17 protein-coding genes are annotated in these 17,943 nt (G+C 71.8%); 10 read left to right on the forward strand and 7 right to left on the reverse strand.

Features of this window, described 5'->3' with window-relative positions; translation table 11 throughout:
• Positions 1–100 precede the first annotated feature (100 nt).
• The 3 genes from GQQ93_RS11430 (at position 101) to GQQ93_RS11440 (ending at position 4,923) form a co-directional block, all read left to right on the forward strand.
• Positions 101–1,705 (forward strand): glycosyltransferase, encoded by a 1,605-nt coding sequence (locus tag GQQ93_RS11430; protein WP_157424363.1) that lies wholly within the window; start codon positions 101–103, stop codon positions 1,703–1,705.
• A gap of 131 nt (positions 1,706–1,836) precedes the next feature.
• Positions 1,837–2,508, forward strand: a complete 672-nt coding sequence (locus GQQ93_RS11435; RefSeq protein WP_157424364.1) for a ComEA family DNA-binding protein — start codon at positions 1,837–1,839, stop codon at positions 2,506–2,508.
• 21 nt (positions 2,509–2,529) lie between these two features.
• On the forward strand, positions 2,530–4,923 hold the full coding sequence (locus GQQ93_RS11440; RefSeq protein WP_170296179.1) for a ComEC/Rec2 family competence protein: 2,394 nt from the start codon (positions 2,530–2,532) through the stop codon (positions 4,921–4,923).
• A gap of 148 nt (positions 4,924–5,071) precedes the next feature.
• Here GQQ93_RS11440 and GQQ93_RS11445 read toward each other — a convergent pair whose 3' ends face one another.
• A complete protein-coding gene (locus GQQ93_RS11445; protein WP_157424366.1) occupies positions 5,072–5,629 on the reverse strand; it encodes a dihydrofolate reductase family protein in 558 nt (185 codons plus the stop codon).
• Between the two features lie 134 nt (positions 5,630–5,763).
• On the opposite strand from GQQ93_RS11445, the gene holA reads away from it, so the two are divergent.
• Positions 5,764–6,789, forward strand: a complete 1,026-nt coding sequence (holA, locus tag GQQ93_RS11450; RefSeq protein ID WP_157424367.1) for a DNA polymerase III subunit delta — start codon at positions 5,764–5,766, stop codon at positions 6,787–6,789.
• A gap of 283 nt (positions 6,790–7,072) precedes the next feature.
• Here holA and rpsT read toward each other — a convergent pair whose 3' ends face one another.
• The 4 genes from rpsT to GQQ93_RS11470 form a co-directional block, all read right to left on the reverse strand.
• Complete coding sequence (rpsT, locus tag GQQ93_RS11455) at positions 7,073–7,333, reverse strand: 30S ribosomal protein S20 (protein WP_022890158.1); 261 nt, start codon at positions 7,331–7,333, stop codon at positions 7,073–7,075.
• A 121-nt stretch (positions 7,334–7,454) separates the two neighbouring features.
• Positions 7,455–8,243 (reverse strand): alpha/beta fold hydrolase, encoded by a 789-nt coding sequence (locus GQQ93_RS11460; protein WP_157424368.1) that lies wholly within the window; start codon positions 8,241–8,243, stop codon positions 7,455–7,457.
• A gap of 3 nt (positions 8,244–8,246) precedes the next feature.
• On the reverse strand, positions 8,247–8,870 hold the full coding sequence (locus tag GQQ93_RS11465; RefSeq protein ID WP_157424369.1) for a response regulator: 624 nt from the start codon (positions 8,868–8,870) through the stop codon (positions 8,247–8,249).
• Positions 8,867–10,096 (reverse strand): sensor histidine kinase, encoded by a 1,230-nt coding sequence (locus GQQ93_RS11470; RefSeq protein WP_157424370.1) that lies wholly within the window; start codon positions 10,094–10,096, stop codon positions 8,867–8,869. The genes GQQ93_RS11465 and GQQ93_RS11470 overlap by 4 nt, the downstream gene beginning before the upstream one ends.
• A gap of 80 nt (positions 10,097–10,176) precedes the next feature.
• On the opposite strand from GQQ93_RS11470, the gene lepA reads away from it, so the two are divergent.
• From lepA to hemW, 3 genes are read left to right on the forward strand one after another with little or no spacing between them, the layout of a single operon-like run.
• Positions 10,177–12,033 (forward strand): translation elongation factor 4, encoded by a 1,857-nt coding sequence (gene lepA / locus GQQ93_RS11475; protein ID WP_157424371.1) that lies wholly within the window; start codon positions 10,177–10,179, stop codon positions 12,031–12,033.
• Positions 12,034–12,041: 8 nt separating this feature from the next.
• Positions 12,042–12,692, forward strand: a complete 651-nt coding sequence (locus GQQ93_RS11480) for a DUF1990 domain-containing protein (protein WP_157424372.1) — start codon at positions 12,042–12,044, stop codon at positions 12,690–12,692.
• A 2-nt stretch (positions 12,693–12,694) separates the two neighbouring features.
• Positions 12,695–13,921: a radical SAM family heme chaperone HemW gene (gene hemW, locus GQQ93_RS11485; protein ID WP_157424373.1), complete on the forward strand. Its 1,227-nt coding sequence runs from the start codon at positions 12,695–12,697 to the stop codon at positions 13,919–13,921.
• On the opposite strand, the gene GQQ93_RS11490 is transcribed toward hemW, so the two are convergent.
• Together GQQ93_RS11490 and GQQ93_RS11495 are read right to left on the reverse strand one after the other, a co-directional pair.
• On the reverse strand, positions 13,918–14,298 hold the full coding sequence (locus GQQ93_RS11490; protein WP_157424374.1) for a DUF4870 domain-containing protein: 381 nt from the start codon (positions 14,296–14,298) through the stop codon (positions 13,918–13,920). The genes hemW and GQQ93_RS11490 overlap by 4 nt on opposite strands.
• Positions 14,299–14,408: 110 nt before the next feature.
• Positions 14,409–14,819: a DUF4870 domain-containing protein gene (locus GQQ93_RS11495; RefSeq protein ID WP_157424375.1), complete on the reverse strand. Its 411-nt coding sequence runs from the start codon at positions 14,817–14,819 to the stop codon at positions 14,409–14,411.
• Positions 14,820–15,001: 182 nt separating this feature from the next.
• On the opposite strand from GQQ93_RS11495, the gene hrcA reads away from it, so the two are divergent.
• The 3 genes from hrcA to GQQ93_RS11510 are packed head-to-tail and all read left to right on the forward strand — an operon-like array spanning position 15,002 to position 17,919.
• A complete protein-coding gene (hrcA, locus tag GQQ93_RS11500) occupies positions 15,002–16,024 on the forward strand; it encodes a heat-inducible transcriptional repressor HrcA (protein WP_157424376.1) in 1,023 nt (340 codons plus the stop codon).
• A 51-nt stretch (positions 16,025–16,075) separates the two neighbouring features.
• A complete protein-coding gene (dnaJ, locus tag GQQ93_RS11505; protein ID WP_157424377.1) occupies positions 16,076–17,173 on the forward strand; it encodes a molecular chaperone DnaJ in 1,098 nt (365 codons plus the stop codon).
• A gap of 11 nt (positions 17,174–17,184) precedes the next feature.
• Positions 17,185–17,919, forward strand: a complete 735-nt coding sequence (locus GQQ93_RS11510) for a 16S rRNA (uracil(1498)-N(3))-methyltransferase (RefSeq protein WP_157424378.1) — start codon at positions 17,185–17,187, stop codon at positions 17,917–17,919.
• The last annotated feature ends 24 nt before the right edge of the window (positions 17,920–17,943 follow it).

A 17,943-nucleotide genomic window follows, 5' to 3' on the forward strand; every position in this document is an offset into this window, starting at 1 on the left:
CGGCGGCGCGTTCGACGACCGAGCGGCGGCCGACCCCGGGTCGGCCGCCGCTCCGCTGTGCACACAGATGCTGCAAAGGCTGTCGCAATAGCGTCGAAGCATGTTCGATCGTGATGGGGGCGCGACCGTTCGAGTCAGGATGCCCCGTGGCCGCCACTTCGCAGTGACCTGGTCGATTCCCGACGACTACGGCGGGATGACCGCAGCGCTGCTCGCGCGTTCCTCCTCGTTCGCACGGCTCGCCGGGGTGGGTGTACAGGTCCTGACCTTCGACGTCTGCCCCGACACCCCTGCGCTCGAGGCTCGGCTCCGCGAGCGCGGCGTCCTCGCCGATGGGGTCGCGATCGTCAACCTCTACGAGTGGCTGCGCGCGAATCCGCTGCCCGGCGGCCGCCTGCGCCTCGACCGTGACGCGTTCACGCCGATCGGCGAAGACGAGGCCCACGAGACGCTGCACCGCGACGACGGACGGGTGATCGCCCGCGTGCGTCGTGACGGCGGTCGCCTGCTGCAGATCGATCACCTCCGCGAGGACGGCAGCCTCGTGCTCAGCGACAGGAGGGACACCCGGTGCCGGGGGGAGCTCGGCGGGCGCTCGCTGGTGCTCTGCGACGCCGTGGGAAGGCCGGTCCGCTCCTGGCGGCGCGCGTGGCCGATCTACACGGCCTGGCTCGACGCGCTCACGGCGTCGAGCCCGAGCTACCTGATCGTCGACAGCAAGACGATCGCCCCGTTCATGCTGGGCTACCGAAGATCGCACGTCATCACGGCGCACGTGGTGCACGCCTCCCACCGCGCGGGCCCGGGTTCCGAGCACCCGGTGCGCGCCTCGCGGCGCGAGGTGTTCGAGCACCTCGAGGACTTCGACCTCGTCGCGCTGCTGTCGCGGCGTCAGGCGGCCGAGGTCGCCGAGATCAGCGGTCCGCACGAGCATCTCGCCGTCATCCCGAATGCACGGCCGCCGCGCGAGGTGCTCTCGCCGCCGCGCCGGCCCGGGCGCGATTCGGCACGTCGACCGGTGGGCGCGGGCATCGTCCTCGCCTCGCTCACCTCGCGGAAGCGGGTGTCGGACGCGATCCGGGCGGTGACGGCCGCTCAGGGCGACTCCGCAGCTCCGCTCACGCTCGATGTCTACGGCGACGGTGAGGAGCGCGAGACGCTCGAACGCCTGTCCGCCGGCACGCCGGGCGTTGAGCTGCACGGCTTCACCCCCGATGCGCGCCGGCATCTCGCGGCGAGGTCGTTCCTGCTGCTGACCTCGCGCTCGGAGGGGTTCCCGCTCGTGCTCGTCGAGTCGATGGCGGCCGGCTGCATCCCGATCGCCTACGACATCCGCTACGGCCCGGCCGATCTCATCCGCGACGGCAGGAACGGGCTGCTCGTGCCGAGCGGCGACATCGAGGCGCTCGCGGCCGCGATCGGCTCGCTGCAGCGCATGTCGCCGCGGAAGGTCGCGGCCATGAGACGGGCGGCCCGGCGCAGTGCGCGCGCGTTCGACGAACGTCGCGTCGTCGCGGCCTGGGCGCGCGAACTCTCCCGGGCCCGCGCGCGGCGCGAGCTTCGCCGGTCGCGGCGGATTCCGAGGCTCAGAGCGATGCTGCAGCAGGTGCCGTTCGGAGCCCCCGTGCGACGGATCGGCGTGCGAGCGCGGGCGGTCGTCGAACGTTTCGCGCGGTCGGCGCCGAATTCTCGACGATCGCGCTGACGGCGCCCACCGGGCGTCGCGGGCTGCCGCGCGCGGGCGACCTCTCCTCGACAATCGACGCGCGCCGCGGATGTTCCGGCGCTTCTCGTCTCGGCGCCTTCCGCCGCCTCGGGCGCTCGTAGATTGCGGGCATGCCGCGCTCCGAACCATCCGATCCGCTCGCTGCGCTCGATCCTTCGGCGCGGCGGGCGTCGGCGCGCGTGCGACTCGGCGTGGGGGCGGCCGTCGCGCTGTTCATCGCGGCGGTCGCCGTCGCGGCGATGCTGTCGTTCGCGAGCTCGGGCGCGGGAGCGCAGCCCAGCGTGTCGTTCTCCGGCTCCGCCGGCGACGGGGGAGCCGACGGCTCGGGCGCCGTGGTCGAGACGGGCGCCTCACCGTCCGTGGTGCTCGTGCACGTGCTCGGCGCGGTCGCCGAACCCGGGCTCGTCGAGCTCGGCGAGGGTGCGAGGGTGGTCGACGCGATCGCCGCCGCCGGAGGCTTGACGGTCGAGGCCGACCCGGCCGGGGTGAACCTCGCCCGCACGGTCGCCGACGGCGAGCAGCTCGTCGTGCCGGTCGTCGGCGCGGCCCCGCCGCCGGCCGCGGGCGCAGGCGCGGGCGCCCCAGCCGACGGCAAGGTGCATCTCAACACGGCCGATGTCGGAGAACTCGACACCCTGCCGCGCATCGGCCCGGCGCTCGCGCAGCGCATCATCGACTGGCGTGAGGCCAACGGGCCGTTCACGAGCACCGAGCAGTTGCTCGACGTGGCGGGCATCGGCGACGCCGTCTACTCGGGGCTCGCCGAGCTGGTGGCCCCCTGAATGCGCGACGCGAGGCTGGTCGTGCCTGCTGCGGCGGCCTGGGCGGCGGCTTGGCTGGTCGTGGCCGCACCCGACGCCGGCGTTCCGCAGTGGGTCGCTCCGACGTGGCTCTGGGTACTCGCGGCCGCGCTGCTGCTCGCCGCACTGCTCGGGCACGGGTACGGGTACGGGATTCGGGGGCGGGCATCTCGGCTCGGTTCCGTGGCCGCGACCGCGTCGATCGCCGCCGTCGCGGCGGCGCTCGTCGCGACTTCGGCCGGCATCGCCCTCTCCGCCAGGGATGCCTCGCCGCTCGCGCGTGCGGCCGACGCACGCTCGACCGTCGCGGTCGTCATCGAGCTCACCGCGGCGCCGCGCGCGATGGTCTCGGTGTCGCCGGCATGGTCGGCGACGCAAGCCGTCGAGGACGACGACCGCACCGGCGAAGCGTCGGGCCCGGTGCGCTCCTCGATGCGGATCGAGGGGCGGATCGTGCGGGTCGACGGAGCCGCGGTCGCACCCGTGCCGGTGAGCGGGATCGTCGATGCGGTTCCGGCGACGCTCCAGCTCGGCGCGGTGCTCTGCTTCCGCGCCCGTGCGTCGCCCGAACCCTCGGTCGAGGCCTCCGCCTTCCGGTTGCGCGCCCAGTCCGACGTCGAGGTGGCCGCGCCTCCTGCCTGGCTCGGCTGGAGCGCCGGCCTGCGCACCGGCTTCGCCGACGCGGCCACGCGGCTCGGCGGCGACGGCGGAGCGCTCGTGCCGGGGCTCGCGATCGGCGACACCAGCGCGGTCGGCGAGCCGCTCGACGCGGCGATGAAGGCGAGCTCGCTCAGCCACCTCACGGCGGTGTCGGGGGCGAACTGCGCGATCGTCACGGCCGCCGCCTTCGCGCTGGCCGCGGCGCTGGGGCTGCGCCGGGGCATCCGCGTGATCATCGCACTGCTCGCGCTCGGTGCGTTCGTCGTACTGGTGACGCCCGAGTCGAGCGTCGTGCGGGCGGCCGTGATGGCCGTCGTCGTGCTCATCGCGGTCGCGGCCGGGCGGCCCGGCGGCGGGCTCGCGGCGCTCGCGCTGGCGGTCGTCGTGCTGCTCGTCGTCGACCCCTGGTACGCGCGCGACTACGGCTTCGCGCTCTCGGTCTGCGCGACCGCTGGCCTGCTCGTGCTCGCCGGGCCGCTCTCGCGGGCGCTCGCACGCGTGATGCCGGTTCCGTTCGCCGTGATGCTCGGTGTGCCGCTCGCGGCGCAGCTCGCATGCCAGCCGGTGCTCGTGCTGCTCGACCCGGCGATCGCGGTCTACGGGGTGCCCGCGAACCTGCTCGCGGCCCCGGCCGCGCCGCTCGGCACCGTGGCCGGCCTCATCGGCTGCCTGCTGCTGCCCGTGCTGCCGTCGCTCGGCTACGCGGCCATGCAGCTCGCGTGGTTGCCGGCGCAGTGGATCGCGGTCGTCGCGAACACCCTGGCGGCGCTGCCGGGTGGTCGCCTGCCCTGGCTTCCGGATGCCCCGGGCGCGCTGCTGCTCGCCGTCTGCACCGCGCTCGCGCTCAGACTCGTGCTGGGGCGGCCGCTCGGTCGGCGAGCACGCACGAGCATGGTCGCCCTGCTCGTGATCGCCGTCGCGGTACAGCTCGGCGTCGTCGTGGGCGGACAGGTGATCACCCGCATCTCGCGCCCGGGCGACTGGGAGGTCGCCGCCTGCGACGTCGGCCAGGGCGATGCCGTGCTCCTGCGGTCGGGGGAGGCGACCGCGCTCATCGACGCGGGGCCCGACCCGGCTGTGCTCACCCGATGCCTCGATCTGCTCGGCGTCGAGCGCATCGACCTGCTGGTGCTCACGCACTGGGACGCCGACCACGTCGGGGGCGTCGCCGCGGTCGAGGGCATGGTCACGACCGTGCTGCACGGACCGCTCGACGGCGAACGGTCGTCGCGGGCGCTCGACCCGCTGCTCGCCGAGGGTGCCGAGGCGACCGCGGTGACGGCCGGCGCCCATGGCGCGCTCGGCCGCACGCAGTGGCGCATACTCTGGCCGGTACCCGACACACCGCCCGGCAACGACGCGAGCGTCGTGCTCGAGGTCGCGGCCCCGAGCTATCGCGGGGTGTTCCTCGGCGACCTCGGAGAAGATGCGCAGCGGCGCATGCTCACGGATTCGGGGCTCGGGCGAGTCGATCTGGTGAAGGTCGCGCACCACGGTTCGGCCGATCAGCGCGATGCGCTGTACGAACGGCTCGGTGCGTCGGTCGGGCTCATCGGCGTCGGAGCCGACAACGGATACGGGCATCCGACCGACCGGCTGCTCGAACTGCTCGAACGCACCCGCACGATGCCGCTGCGCACCGACCTCTCCGGCACGATCGTGCTCTCACCCGATGGGAACGGGATGCGCGTGTGGAGCGAACGCGGCGTCGGCGGCGCCGGCGCGATGCACGGTTGAGCGGCGTGGACCCGAGGTTCGAAGCGCCCTGCGAGCCGAGTTGGACGCCTCGTCGGCGGTCCCGGGCGACGACTCCGAGGTGCTCTGCCAGGGCGGATCACCGGCCGGCACGGTGGACGCGCCCGGACGAATCAGGTCGATCCGTCACTCATGCGGGCCGGTACCGCATGGCGACCGCTCCCGACCGGAACTCCTGGCGATCCACGAGTTCGAGCTGGATGCGCTCGCGCAGCCCTGCGAGCAGCGTCGGCCCGTGCCCGGCGAGGACCGGCTGCACGAGGAACACGTACTCGTCGATCAGTCCCAGATCCGCCAGCGCCAGGGGAAGCGTCACGCCACCCACGAACAGGCCCTCGCCCGGTTCTCGCTTGAGTCGCTCGACCGCTCGCCCCACATCGTCCCGCACGAGCTCGGCATTCCACTCGACCCCGCTCAACGTGCTCGACACGACGTACTTCTTCGCCCGGTCGATCGTTTCGGCGAACGGGATCTCCCACTCACGCATCCAGTCCGGCCACGTGCCGGTGGCCGGCCGTCGCCACGCCGACTCCATCATCCCGTAGGTCACACGGCCGAAGATCAGGGCATCGGCCCGTTCCATCTCGGCGGTCCAGTAGCGCATCGACTCCTCGTCGGGCGGGAGCCCTGCCTCGTGATGGCAGCAGCCGTCGAGCGTGACGTTGATCGAGTATCGAAGTGGTCTCATCCCGTTGCTCTCCCTCGCGACGCGCAGTGAGTCTTCTCCGGACCGTACTCAGACTACTGTCGGCGCCGCTTCGGCCACCGTGTCCCGGTGTCGGCGGCCGACCCTAGACTTGACGACGGAACAGGGAGGCACGGGTGGCAGCACGCGCAGCAGGCGCTTCAGCGCGAACGAAGGTCGCGATTCCGCAGCTGGCGTGGCACGCCGTGCGGCCGGCGCCGATCGTGCTCGTCTCCGGCGCCGAAGACGTGCTCGCCGAGCGCGCGATCGGCATGCTGCGCGACTTCCTGCGCTCCGAAGACCCGGCGCTCGAGGTCAGCGATCTCGATGCCGACGGCTACCGCCGGGGTGAGCTCCTCACGCTCGCGAGCCCGTCGCTGTTCGGCGAACCCCGGCTCATCCGGGTGAGCGGGGTCGAGAAGTCCAGCGACGACTTCCTCCTCGACGCGCTCGAGTACCTCGAGCAGCCCGCCGACGCCACGACGCTCGTGCTGCGGCACCGCAGTGGCGTGCGCGGCAAGAAGCTGCTCGACGCGATCCGAGCAGGCGGCGGTGGCGGCATAGAGATCGTCTGCGCCGAGCTGAAGAAAGACGCGGAGAAGCAGGACTTCGTCGTCGCCGAGTTCCGCGCGGAGGGGCGCAAGATCGCACCGGGCGCGCTGCGAGCCCTGGTCGGGGCGTTCAGCGACGATCTGCGCGAGCTCGCCGCCGCGAGCCGCCAGCTGCTGTCCGATGCGCCCGGCGACATCACCGAGGCGGTCGTCGCCCGGTACTACGGCGGTCGGGTCGAGACGAACTCCTTCGCGGTGGCCGACGCGGCCATCGCCGGCCGTCACGGCGAGGCGCTCATCGCGTTGCGGCACGCCCTCGACAGCGGGGCTGACCCGGTGCCGATGGTCGCCGCCTTCGCGATGAAGCTGCGCACGATGGCGAAGGTCTCGGGCTCGCGGGGGAGCGGCGGCCAGCTCGCCTCCTCGCTCGGCATGGCGCCGTGGCAGGTCGACCGCGCTCGTCGTGATCTGGCCGGCTGGACGGACGCCGGCCTCGGCGTCGCCATCGAGACGCTCGCCCAGACCGACGCCGCGGTCAAGGGTGCCGAGCGCGACCCGGTCTTCGCGCTCGAGCGTCTCGTCGGCGTGATCGCCGCCCGCGGCCGCCGCTGAGCGCGGCCCCCGGCGAGCGCGGCCTCCGCGAGCGCGGCCCGGCTGGCGCGGCGTCCGCCGCGCGCGACCACGCGCTGCGCCGCTTCGGTGGGCTCTGCGCCGGTCGAACTGGCGCAGAGGCCGTGCAGGCGGTGCGGGACGTGCGGGCGGCGCAGGCCGAGAACGTTCGTCCCGCGCCGATACGCCGGGCCGCAGGCGAGCGGGGAGCGCTTCGCGAGGCATCCGGGAACGACGAAGGCCCCGCCGGAGCGGGGCCTTCAGCCGGACTGCAGTGCGACGCGACTCAGAGCGCGGCGGCCTGCTTCGCGATCGCCGACTTGCGGTTCGCGGCCTGGTTCTTGTGGATGACGCCCTTCGACACGGCCTTGTCGAGCTTGCGGCCGGCGACGCGGACGGCAGCGGTGGCCTTCTCCTTGTCGCCCGAGGCGATGGCCTCGCGAGCGGCGCGGACGACGGTCTTGACCTCGCTCTTCACGGCCTTGTTGCGCTCTTCGGCCTTGCGGTTGGTCTTGATGCGCTTGATCTGCGACTTGATGTTTGCCACGTGTGGTTCGTCTTTCGTTCTCGTGTGGGTACAGGATGTGCCGTCACGAGGTAGAGGGGCTCGTGCCCGGCGATCGTGCGGGGTGGGACCCACACGGCAAGCCAACAGGCAACGATACCAGCTACGCGCGAGCGGCACCAATGCGCCGAGCGTCGAGTCGGCGGCGCACGGCGGCACGACGGTCGAGCTCGGCGACGGCGCCGAGCACGGCCGCGGTGAAATCGTCGGGACGGGTGAGGCTCACGAGGTGCGTCGCCCCGGGCACGATCACGAGCCGCGCGTCCTGCGCCGCGCGCAGGAGCGTGCGCTCCTGAAGCCGGAAGTGGTCGTACCGCCCGTTGACGAACCAGATCGGCACGCGCACCTTCGCGACGGCCGCCCGAGGATCGAGCCGCCCCACGGCGGTGAGCGCCGGGCCCATCACGTCGAGCGCGACGCCGCCGGCGACGACGTCGCGCACGGACTCCTTGCTGAGGAAGACCGCCGCCATGGCGTCGTTGAGCCCGCGCCCGCGGTCGGGCAGTCGGGCGATCGATGCCGCGATCGACTGGTAGGCGGCAAGGGCCGAGCCGTGGGGGAGCGTTCCGCAGGACGCCGCCACGAGCCCGTCGAGCCGGTCGGGATGCCGCGCCGCGAACTCGATCGCGAGGTACCCGCCGAGACTCAAACCGACGAGCAGCCGCGGCACGGCGGCGTCGGAGGCCGCATCCGCGTCGGGCGGGTTCAGCGCCGCGTCGATGATCGTCATGGCCTCGTCGATCGAGAAGTCGCCGCCGAGGCGGGTGCCGTGACCGGGCAGGTCGATCGCCACGGCCTCGAGGCCGTGCGCCGCCAGCGCATCGAGCTGCCGCCGCCACATCGTCGCCGAGGTGCGGATGCCGTGGACGAGCACGATGCGTGCGCGAGGCATCGCTCAGCCCGCCCGGATCGCCCCGAGTTCGCGGGCGCGCGCGACGGCCGCGGTGCGTGAGCCGACGCCGAGCTTGGTGAAGATGTGCACGAGGTGGGACTTCACGGTCGCCTCGCTGAGGAACAGCGTCTTGCCGATCTCGCGGTTGGTGCGGCCCTCGGCCACGAGTGCGAGCACCTCGGCCTCGCGAACGGTGAGCCGTTCGCCCGACGCCTGCGAGGCGTCGAGCCGCGACGAGAGCCCGGGCGCGAGTGCCTGTTCGCCGACCGCGGCCGCGCGCACCGCGGCGAGCAGCGTGTCGGGCGGGGCATCCTTCAGCAGGTAGCCGCTCGCCCCCGCCTCGATCGCACCGAGGATGTCGGCGTCGGTGTCGTAGTTCGTGAGCACGAGCACTCGCGGTGCGCCGGAAACCGCCCGGATTCGCCGGGTCGCCTCCGCGCCCTGGATGGCGCCGGGGAACTGGAGATCCATGAGCACGAGGTCGACCGTGTCGCCCCGGGCGAGCCGCACCGCGTCTTCGGCGGTGGCGGCCTCGGCGACGACCTGCAGGTCCGACTCGGACTCGAGCATCGCCCGGATGCCGGCGCGGACGACGGGGTGATCGTCGGCGAGGAGGAGCCGGATCATGACGCCACCACCGGGATGCGCACCGAGACCGCCGTGCCCTCGCCGGGGGCGGTCTCGACGTCGGCCGTGCCGCCGAGCTCCTCGGCGCGCCGACGGATGGCGCGGAGCCCGAACTCGGCCGGATCGGCCCGGCGCGCGACCGCATCTGCGTCGAAGCCGCGGCCGTCGTCGACGATGTCGAGCGCGATCTCGTCGCCGAGGTAGCTGAGCGTGAGCGAGCAGGCGCGCGCCTCCGCGTGGCGCAGCACGTTCGCGAGCGAGCCCTGCGCGATGCGGAGCAGCGCCGCATCGAGCGTCATCGGCAGGAGCACGGGGTCGCCGCTCGTCGCGAACTCGACGTGGGTGTCGGCACCCGCCTGGCTCGCCTGCTCGTTCACCGCCTCGGTGAGCCGGCGGAGCGCGGCCGGCAGGGTCTGCTCGTCGAGGGAGGGCGGGGTGAGCTCGCGGATGAACCGACGTGCCTCGCCGAGGTTCTCGGCTGCGGTCTCGCGGGCGAGTCGGAGCTTCTCGGCGACCCGCTCGTCGTCGACGTCGCGCTCGGCCGCGTGCAGCAGCATCTGGATGCTCGAGAGCCCCTGCGCGACGGTGTCGTGGATCTCGCGGGCGAGCCGTTCGCGCTCGGCGAGCGTGCCGGCCTCGCGGCTCGCGGCCGCGAGCTCCTCGCGGGTCGCGATGAGATCGAGGATGAGCGACTGGCGCTCCTGCGTCTCCTGCGACATGGCGCGGTAGCCGAGCCCGATCACGATCGCGACGCCCGCGCTGATCAGCGGCCCGAGGATCGATCCGACCTCGAAGCCGAGGTGCGTGGCCGTGCCCCACACCGAGAGTCCGAAGGTGATGACGACGAGCGGCACCGAGATCGGGGCGGCGAGCACGTGGAGCTCGAGGAAGAAGAGGGGGAAGGCGAGGAACGCCGCGTCGGGCGTGAGCGCCGACATGCCGACCCAGAGCGCGAGCAGCGAGGTGAGCCAGAGCACGCGGGCGAAGGTCGGCACATGCCGGTGCGCGGCCGCGACGCCCGCGCCGTAGCAGGCGAGGAAGGCGACGGCGAGGATGGTGATGGGCACCTCGCCGGGATCGTCGGCGAGGAGCGCGCGCACGATCACGAAGAGGGTGAGCCCGACGACGAGGAGGTGGAGCCCCAGCCGGAGCGCCACGAACACCGGCCGCAGCGCCGATCGCGCCACGCGCTCGTCGCTCGGAAGTGTCGTCGCAGCCGTCGTCATGGTGCTTCGAGCGTAGCCTCGGGGCCTGCCGCGAGGCATCCGTCGAAAGTCTGAAGCGAAGTCATGGGAGAATCGTCGGGATGTCTCCGAGAGCTGTGAACCCGCCGGTGCCCGCCGCCACCGACCCTGCGTCGATCCGCAATTTCTGCATCATCGCGCATATCGACCACGGCAAGTCGACGCTCGCCGACCGCATGCTCCAGATCACGGGCATCGTCAGCGACCGCGACATGCGCGCCCAGTACCTCGATCGCATGGACATCGAGCGCGAGCGCGGCATCACGATCAAGAGCCAGGCTGTGCGCATGCCGTGGCAGCAGGGCGACCGCGCGTACGCCCTCAACATGATCGACACGCCCGGCCACGTCGACTTCTCCTACGAGGTCTCGCGCTCGCTCGCCGCGTGCGAGGGCGCGATCCTGCTCGTCGACGCCGCACAGGGCATCGAGGCGCAGACCCTCGCCAACCTCTACCTGGCCCTCGAGAACGACCTCGAGATCATCCCGGTGCTGAACAAGATCGACCTGCCGGCCGCCGACCCCGAGAAGTACGCGAAGGAGCTCGCCGACCTCATCGGCGGTTCGCCCGACGACGTGCTCAAGGTCTCGGGAAAGACGGGCGTCGGCGTCGAAGAGCTCCTCGACCGCGTCGTCGAGCGCATTCCGGCCCCGGTCGGTGATGCCGACGCGCCGCCCCGCGCGATGATCTTCGACTCCGTCTACGACAGCTACCGCGGCGTCGTCACCTACGTGCGAATGATCGACGGGCAGCTGAAGCCGCGCGAGCGCATCCAGATGATGTCGACGAGGGCGACCCACGAGATTCTCGAGATCGGCGTGAGCGCGCCCGAGCCGCAGCCGTCGAAGGGACTCGGCGTCGGCGAGGTCGGCTATCTCATCACCGGCGTGAAGGACGTGCGCCAGTCGAAGGTCGGCGACACCGTCACCACGGCCGTGAAGCCCGCGACCGAAGCGCTGGCGGGCTACACCGAGCCGCTGCCGATGGTGTTCTCGGGCCTCTACCCGATCGACGGCAGCGACTACCCCGAGCTCCGCGAGGCGCTCGACAAGCTGAAGCTCTCCGACGCCTCGCTCGTGTACGAGCCCGAGACCTCGGTCGCGCTCGGCTTCGGCTTCCGATGCGGCTTCCTCGGACTCCTCCACCTCGAGATCGTGACCGAGCGCCTGCAGCGCGAGTTCGGTCTCGACCTCATCGCGACGGCGCCGAGCGTCGTCTACGAGGTCACCACCGAAGACAAGAAGACCGTCACGGTGACGAACCCGAGCGAGTTCCCGACGGGCGCAAAGATCACCGAGGTGCGCGAGCCGGTCGTGAAGGCCGCGATCCTCGCCCCGAAGGACTACGTGGGCACCATCATGGAGCTCTGCCAGTCGCGCCGCGGCACGCTGCTCGGCATGGAGTACCTCGGCGAGGACCGGGTCGAGATCCGCTACAACATGCCGCTCGGCGAGATCGTGTTCGACTTCTTCGACCAGCTGAAGTCGAAGACCGCGGGCTACGCGAGCCTCGACTACGAGCCCACGGGCGACCAGGCCGCCGACCTCGTGAAGGTCGACATCCTGCTGCAGGGCGAGCAGGTCGACGCGTTCAGCGCGATCGTGCACCGCGACAAGGCCTACGCGTACGGCGTGCTCATGACGGGTCGCCTGCGCGAACTCATCCCGCGGCAGCAGTTCGAGGTGCCGATCCAGGCCGCGATCGGCGCCCGCATCATCGCCCGTGAATCGATCCGCGCGATGCGAAAAGACGTTCTGGCCAAGTGCTACGGCGGTGACATCAGCCGCAAGCGCAAGCTCCTCGAGAAGCAGAAGGAGGGCAAGAAGCGCATGAAGATGGTGGGCCGTGTCGAGGTTCCGCAGGAGGCGTTCATCGCGGCGCTGAGCGGCGACGTCGAGAAGAAGGACGCGAAGAAGTAGAGCTCGGCATGACTCGCAGAAGCACGTTCACCGACCAGTCCGTCACCTACGGCGCGATCGGCGCGACCCTCGATCCCGACTTCCTCCGCTACCCGCCGACCGGGCTCCGCCCCGCCGAGGACTCGGTGCGGCTCGGCTCGGGCCGCGAGCGCTTCGAGCGCTCCGCCGAGGCGCTCATGACGTGGGGGGTGCAGCGCGGTGCCGGCTTCACGGTCGCCGACGTCTCGGCGGGCACGGGCGCGCAGTACCCGGGCATCGTGTTCGACCCCGAGGGCGCGCCGCTCACCGAGCAGCCCGCGCCCCGTAGTGAAGACCGCTTCGGCGCCGACGGCACCGCGTACATCGCCGCAGGCATGACGGCGACCCTCGTGCGGCGTCGCCGCTTCGGTGCGGCGAAGACCCCCGTGCTCGTGGTCTACGTCATCGACGAGCCGAACCGCATCGGGTTCGCGTACGGCACGACCTCGAATGGCGCCGAGACGGGCGAGGAGTCGTTCATCCTCGAGCACCGCGACGACGACACCGTGTGGCTGACGATCCGATCCATCCTCGCCACCGCGGGCGGCGTGCGCAGCGTGCTCGCCCCCTTGCGGCGCCGCCGACGCCGCGAGCTCACGCGCGACGAGCTCCGGGCGCTCCACCCCGCGAGCGGAGCGTAGCCGTGGGCGCCGCGCTGCCGCTCGGCGACCCCGCACCGGCCGACGGCCTGCTGCCCGCCTCGGTCGCACTCGGTGCCGACTCCCGGGCCTTCGGCGTCTACGTGCACGTGCCGTTCTGCCGGGTGCGCTGCGGCTACTGCGACTTCAACACGTACACCTCCGACGAACTGCGCGGGGCGAAGCAGAGCGACTACGCCGGGCAGGCGATCGGCGAGATCCGGATGTCACGTGGCGTGCTCGAGGCATCCGGGCTGCCCGCTCGACCGGCGCAGACGGTCTTCTTCGGCGGCGGGACGCCGACCCTGCTGCCCGCCGACGACCTCGTCGCCATGCTCGGCGCGGTTCGCGACGAGTTCGGGCTCGCGCCGGGCGCCGAGGTCACGACCGAGGCGAACCCCGACTCGGTCGGGCCCGACGACCTCGCCCGGCTCGCCGACGGCGGCTTCACCCGCGTCTCGTTCGGCATGCAGTCGGCCGTGCCGCATGTGCTCGCCGCGCTCGACCGCACCCACGACCCCGAGCGCGTGCCGCTCGTCGTCGGGTGGGCGCGCGACGCCGGCCTCGACGTCAGCCTCGACCTCATCTACGGCACGCCGGGGGAGTCGCTCGACGACTGGCGTCGCAGCGTCGAGCACGCGATCGCGCAGCGCCCCGACCATCTGAGCGCCTACGCGCTCATCGTCGAGGACGGCACGAAGCTCGCCCGGCAGATCCGCCGCGGCGAGCTGGCGACCCCCGACGACGACCTCGAGGCCGACATGTACGAGCTCGTCGACGAGCAGCTCGCCGCCGCCGGGTACGAGTGGTACGAGGTGAGCAACTGGGCGTCGAGCCCCGAGCGGCGCTCGCGCCACAACCTCGGCTACTGGCGGGGCGACGACTGGTGGGGTGTCGGCCCTGGCGCGCACAGCCATGTCGGCGGCGTGCGCTGGTGGAATGCGAAGCACCCCTCGGCGTACGCCGATCGCATCGCCGCAGGGGTGTCGCCCGCCGTCGGCCGCGAGGTGCTCGACGGGCCGACCCGCGAGACCGAGCGGGTGCTGCTCCGGGCTCGCATCCGCGAGGGGCTCGAGATCTCGACGCTGCAGACCGGGGGCCGGCACGCGGTCGCCGCGCTCATCGCCGACGGTCTCGTCGACGCGAAAGCCGCCCTCTCGGGTGTGCTGACGCTCACCAGGAGAGGGCGGCTCTTGGCCGACGCGGTCGTTCGGCAGTTGCTCGAGAGTTAGCTCACGAACTTGATCGCGAGCGGGTACGTGTACGGCTCGCCCTTGTTCGCGGCGATCGCGGCGATGATGCAGAACACGATGTTCAGCACCCACACGGCCGGGTAGAGCAGGAAGCCGATGAACACGAACATCAGCAGGCCGCTCACGACGTACGCGATGAGGATCGTCAGCTGGAAGTTCAGCGCCGTCGCGGAGTGCCCGCGGATGAAGGGGCCCTTGTCCTTCAGGACGAGGTAGCCGATGAGCGCCGGCAGGAAGTTGAAGATCGCCCCACCGATGTGGATCAGCGTCGCCCAGAGCTTCTCGTCTGAGGGGCTCAGCGGCTGGCTCTGCTGGTAGGGGTTCGCCGGCGGGGGAGGCGGGGTGGCGTCGGACATGGAGTTCTCCTTGATCGGGTCGCCCGAAGGCGAGACTTCGTCAACCGTCATGCTGGCACAGCAGAGCGCGCCGCGGGAAGAGCCCCGACGGCGCGCTCGAAAAGGTGCTGCTACTTGATGAGGCGGATCGCGAAGGGGTAGCGGTAGTGATTGCCGTCCTTCGCCTTGACGAAGCCCTGGATCGAGAAGACGATGACGACGACCCAGAGGGCGAGCGGGAGGATCCAGCCGATCAGCGCCCAGAAGCCGAAGGTGATCGCCGTGAGGACCGAGTTCACCACGAGGATGGCGACGTAGGCGATCGTGGCGGTGATCTGGAAGTTCAGCGCCTCCTTCGCCTCGGTGTTCGTGAACTGCCCGCGGTCCTTGAAGACGAGCCAGATGATGAGCGAGGGCAGGAACCCGATGATGCCGCCGAGGTGGGCGAAGGAGGCCCACTGCAGGTCCTGCTCCTGGGTGAGGGGTCCGGCAGCCGCGGGCTGGCTGTTCGGATCGGGCTGCTGGGGATTGGGCTCGGTCATTGCGCGCCTTTCGGGCTTCGGTGGTCTCGGGTTGCGGGAGGGGGCTCGCGGCCGAAGAGGACTCGCGGGACCTCCATACGGTAGCGCTGCGAACCGCCGGGGGCAACAGCCTCGTCGCCCGATGTCGCGATATGATTAGCAGTCAGACAGATCGAGTGCTAAGTCGTCGGAGGGAGCGGGGCATGGCCTCAGAACGCAGTCTCGCCGTGCTTCGGGCGATCGTGCAGGACTACGTGGCGTCGCGCGAACCCGTCGGGTCGAAGACGATCGTCGAGCGGCACGCGTTCGGCGTCTCCGCGGCCACGATCCGCAACGACATGGCGCTGCTCGAAGAAGAAGAGCTGATCGCCGCGCCGCACACCTCCTCGGGCCGCATCCCGACCGACAAGGGCTACCGCGTCTTCGTCGACCAGCTGACCGAGGTGCGCCCGCTGAGCTCGGCGCAGCGGCAGGCCATCGAGACCTTCCTCGGCGAGTCGAGCGACCTCGACGAGCTTCTCGCCCGCACCGTGCGCCTCATCTCGCAGCTCACGAGGCAGCTCGCCGTCGTGCAGTACCCGAGCTTCGCGAGCGCGCGGGTGCGTCACGTCGAGCTCGTCTCGCTCTCGCCGACCAGGGTGCTCTGCATCCTCATCGCCGATTCGGGCCAGGTCGAGCAGCGGCTCGCCGAGCTCGAGCAGCCGGTCGAGGAGGCGACGCTCGCCGAGCTCCGGCTGCGTCTGAACGAACTGGTCGCCGGCACCACCATGGCCGATGCCACCGCGCTGCTCTCGGGCGAGATCGACGCCGTCGATCCGCGCCACGCGGCGGTGCTGCACACGCTCGCGGCGACCCTCGCCGAGCAGGCGCGGGTGCAGCGCAGCGATCGGCTCGTCGTCGCGGGCGCGGCGAACCTCGTGCGCACCGAGCAGGACTTCGCCGGCTCGATCCTCGGCGTGATCGAGGCCATCGAAGAGCAGGTCGTGCTGTTGAAGCTCTTCGGCGAGATGTCCGGAGACGAGCACGCCGTCGCTGTGCGCATCGGGCGCGAGAACGCCTCCTTCGGGCTCGGCGAGACCTCGATCGTCTCGAGTGCCTTCGAGATCCCGGGGCGCGACATCTCGCGCCTCGGAGTCGTCGGCCCCACCCGCATGGACTACTCCAACAGCATGGCCGCCGTCCGCGCGGTCGCCCGCTACCTCTCCCGCACGCTCGGCGAGAGCTGACCTTCCGCCCGTCTCACGACCGGCATCCGCAATCGAAAGGACAAGCCCTCCGTGGCCGACCACTACGAGGTCCTCGGCGTCTCGCGCGAAGCGACGCCCGACGAGATCAAGAAGGCGTACCGCCGACTGGCTCGCGAACTCCACCCCGACGTGAACCCCGGTGCCGAGGCATCCGAACGGTTCAAAGAGGTGACGCACGCGTACGACGTGCTCTCCGACCCGAAGCAGCGCCAGCAGTACGACCTCGGCGACCAGGGCGGCTTCGGCGGTCAGGGCTTCGGGGGCTTCGGCGACATCTTCGAGACCTTCTTCGGCGCCGGGCAGCAGAGTCGTGGGCCGCGGTCGCGGCGTGAGCGCGGGCAGGACGCGCTGATCCGCGTCGAGGTCGGCCTCGACGAGGTGATCTTCGGCACGCACCGCGAGATCGAGGTCGACACGGCCGTGCGCTGCGAGACCTGTCAGGGGTCGTGCTGCCAGCCGGGCACCTCGCCGGTCACCTGCGACATCTGCCGCGGCAGCGGTCAGATCCAGCGCCAGGTCCGCTCGCTCCTCGGCAACGTGATGACCTCGAGCCCGTGCGGCACCTGCCGCGGTTACGGCACGATCATCGCGACGCCGTGCGTCTCCTGCCAGGGGCAGGGCCGCGTGCGGGCGCGGCGCACGGTGCCCGTCGACATCCCCGCAGGCGTCGACACGGGCGTGCGACTGCAGATGCCGGGCTCGGGCGAGGCCGGCCCCGCCGGCGGCCCGAACGGCGACCTCTACCTCGAGATCAAGGTCAAGAACCACGACGTGTTCAGCCGCAACGGCGACGACCTGCTTGCGACCCTCGAGGTCGCGATGACCGATGCGATCCTCGGCACCACCGCCACGATCCACGCGCTCGACGGCGACGTCGAGATCGAGCTCAAGGCCGGCGTGCAGAGCGGCGAGGTCGTCACCGTGCGCGACCGCGGCGTGACCCGCCTGCGGGGCAACGGCCGCGGCGACCTCAAGGTCGGGGTGCAGGTGGTCACTCCGACGAAGCTCTCGTCGAAGGAGCGCGACCTGATCTCGCAGTTCGCCGCATCGAAGAAGTCGTCCGCACCCGAGCTCACCCACTTCCAGCAGGGGCTCTTCGCGCGCCTGCGCGACCGGTTCCTCGGCTGAGCGGCCCTGCGATGAGCAGCCTCTACCTCGACGAGACCCTCGATCTCGCGGCGCTCGCGCCCGGTACCGAGCTCCGGCTCACGGGCGACGAGGCTCGCCATGCGGTCACGGTCGCCCGGGTGCGACCCGGCGAGCGCATCTCGATCGGCGACGGCCGGGGCGTCGTCGTGCGCGGCCAGGTCGTCGCCACCGAGTCGCGCGAGCTCACCCTGCTCGCCGACGAGGTGCTCGTCGAGGAGCGCCCCGAGGTCTCGATCACGCTCGTGCAGGCGCTCGCGAAGGGCGACCGCGACGAACTGGCCGTCCAGGCCGCGACCGAGCTCGGCGTCGACACGGTCGTCCCGTGGGCTGCGGCGCGCTCGGTCTCCCGGTGGGAGGGCCCGAAGGCCGAGAAGGGCCGCGCCCGCTGGGCAAGCATCGTCCGCGAGGCCGTCAAGCAGTCGATCCGTTCGTGGCTGCCCGAGGTCGCCCCGGTCGCGACGACGGCGCAGCTTCCCGCGCGCCTCGAGGGCGTTCGGATGCTGCTGCTCGACCCGACCGCGACCACGCCGCTCTCCGAGCTGCGCCCCGACGGTCGCGACCTCGCGCTCGTCGTCGGGCCCGAGGGCGGCATCTCGCCGGAGGAGCTCGCGAAGCTCACCTCGGCGGGCGCCGAGCCCGTTCGTCTCGGCGCCTCGGTGCTGCGCACCTCGACGGCCGGGCCCGCGGCGATCGCCGTGCTCAACGCGGCGCTCGGGCGGTGGTAGCCGATCGCTCGCTACGATGGGGTG

This window comes from Agromyces lapidis (assembly GCF_009749405.1).
Taxonomy (GTDB): Bacteria; Actinomycetota; Actinomycetes; order Actinomycetales; family Microbacteriaceae; genus Agromyces; species Agromyces lapidis.

Excerpts from the sequence above, each read along its gene's own strand:
- GQQ93_RS11495 (WP_157424375.1), bottom strand. The coding sequence starts at position 14,819 with ATGACCGAGCCCAATCCCCAGCAGCCCGATCCGAACAGCCAGCCCGCG.
- GQQ93_RS11480 (WP_157424372.1), top strand. The coding sequence starts at position 12,042 with ATGACTCGCAGAAGCACGTTCACCGACCAGTCCGTCACCTACGGCGCG.
- GQQ93_RS11460 (WP_157424368.1), bottom strand. The coding sequence starts at position 8,243 with ATGCCTCGCGCACGCATCGTGCTCGTCCACGGCATCCGCACCTCGGCG.
- GQQ93_RS11430 (WP_157424363.1), top strand. The coding sequence starts at position 101 with ATGTTCGATCGTGATGGGGGCGCGACCGTTCGAGTCAGGATGCCCCGT.
- GQQ93_RS11445 (WP_157424366.1), bottom strand. The coding sequence starts at position 5,629 with ATGAGACCACTTCGATACTCGATCAACGTCACGCTCGACGGCTGCTGC.
- GQQ93_RS11510 (WP_157424378.1), top strand. The coding sequence starts at position 17,185 with ATGAGCAGCCTCTACCTCGACGAGACCCTCGATCTCGCGGCGCTCGCG.
- lepA (WP_157424371.1), top strand. The coding sequence starts at position 10,177 with ATGTCTCCGAGAGCTGTGAACCCGCCGGTGCCCGCCGCCACCGACCCT.
- GQQ93_RS11490 (WP_157424374.1), bottom strand. The coding sequence starts at position 14,298 with ATGTCCGACGCCACCCCGCCTCCCCCGCCGGCGAACCCCTACCAGCAG.
- GQQ93_RS11470 (WP_157424370.1), bottom strand. The coding sequence starts at position 10,096 with ATGACGACGGCTGCGACGACACTTCCGAGCGACGAGCGCGTGGCGCGA.
- hrcA (WP_157424376.1), top strand. The coding sequence starts at position 15,002 with ATGGCCTCAGAACGCAGTCTCGCCGTGCTTCGGGCGATCGTGCAGGAC.
- GQQ93_RS11465 (WP_157424369.1), bottom strand. The coding sequence starts at position 8,870 with ATGATCCGGCTCCTCCTCGCCGACGATCACCCCGTCGTCCGCGCCGGC.
- GQQ93_RS11435 (WP_157424364.1), top strand. The coding sequence starts at position 1,837 with ATGCCGCGCTCCGAACCATCCGATCCGCTCGCTGCGCTCGATCCTTCG.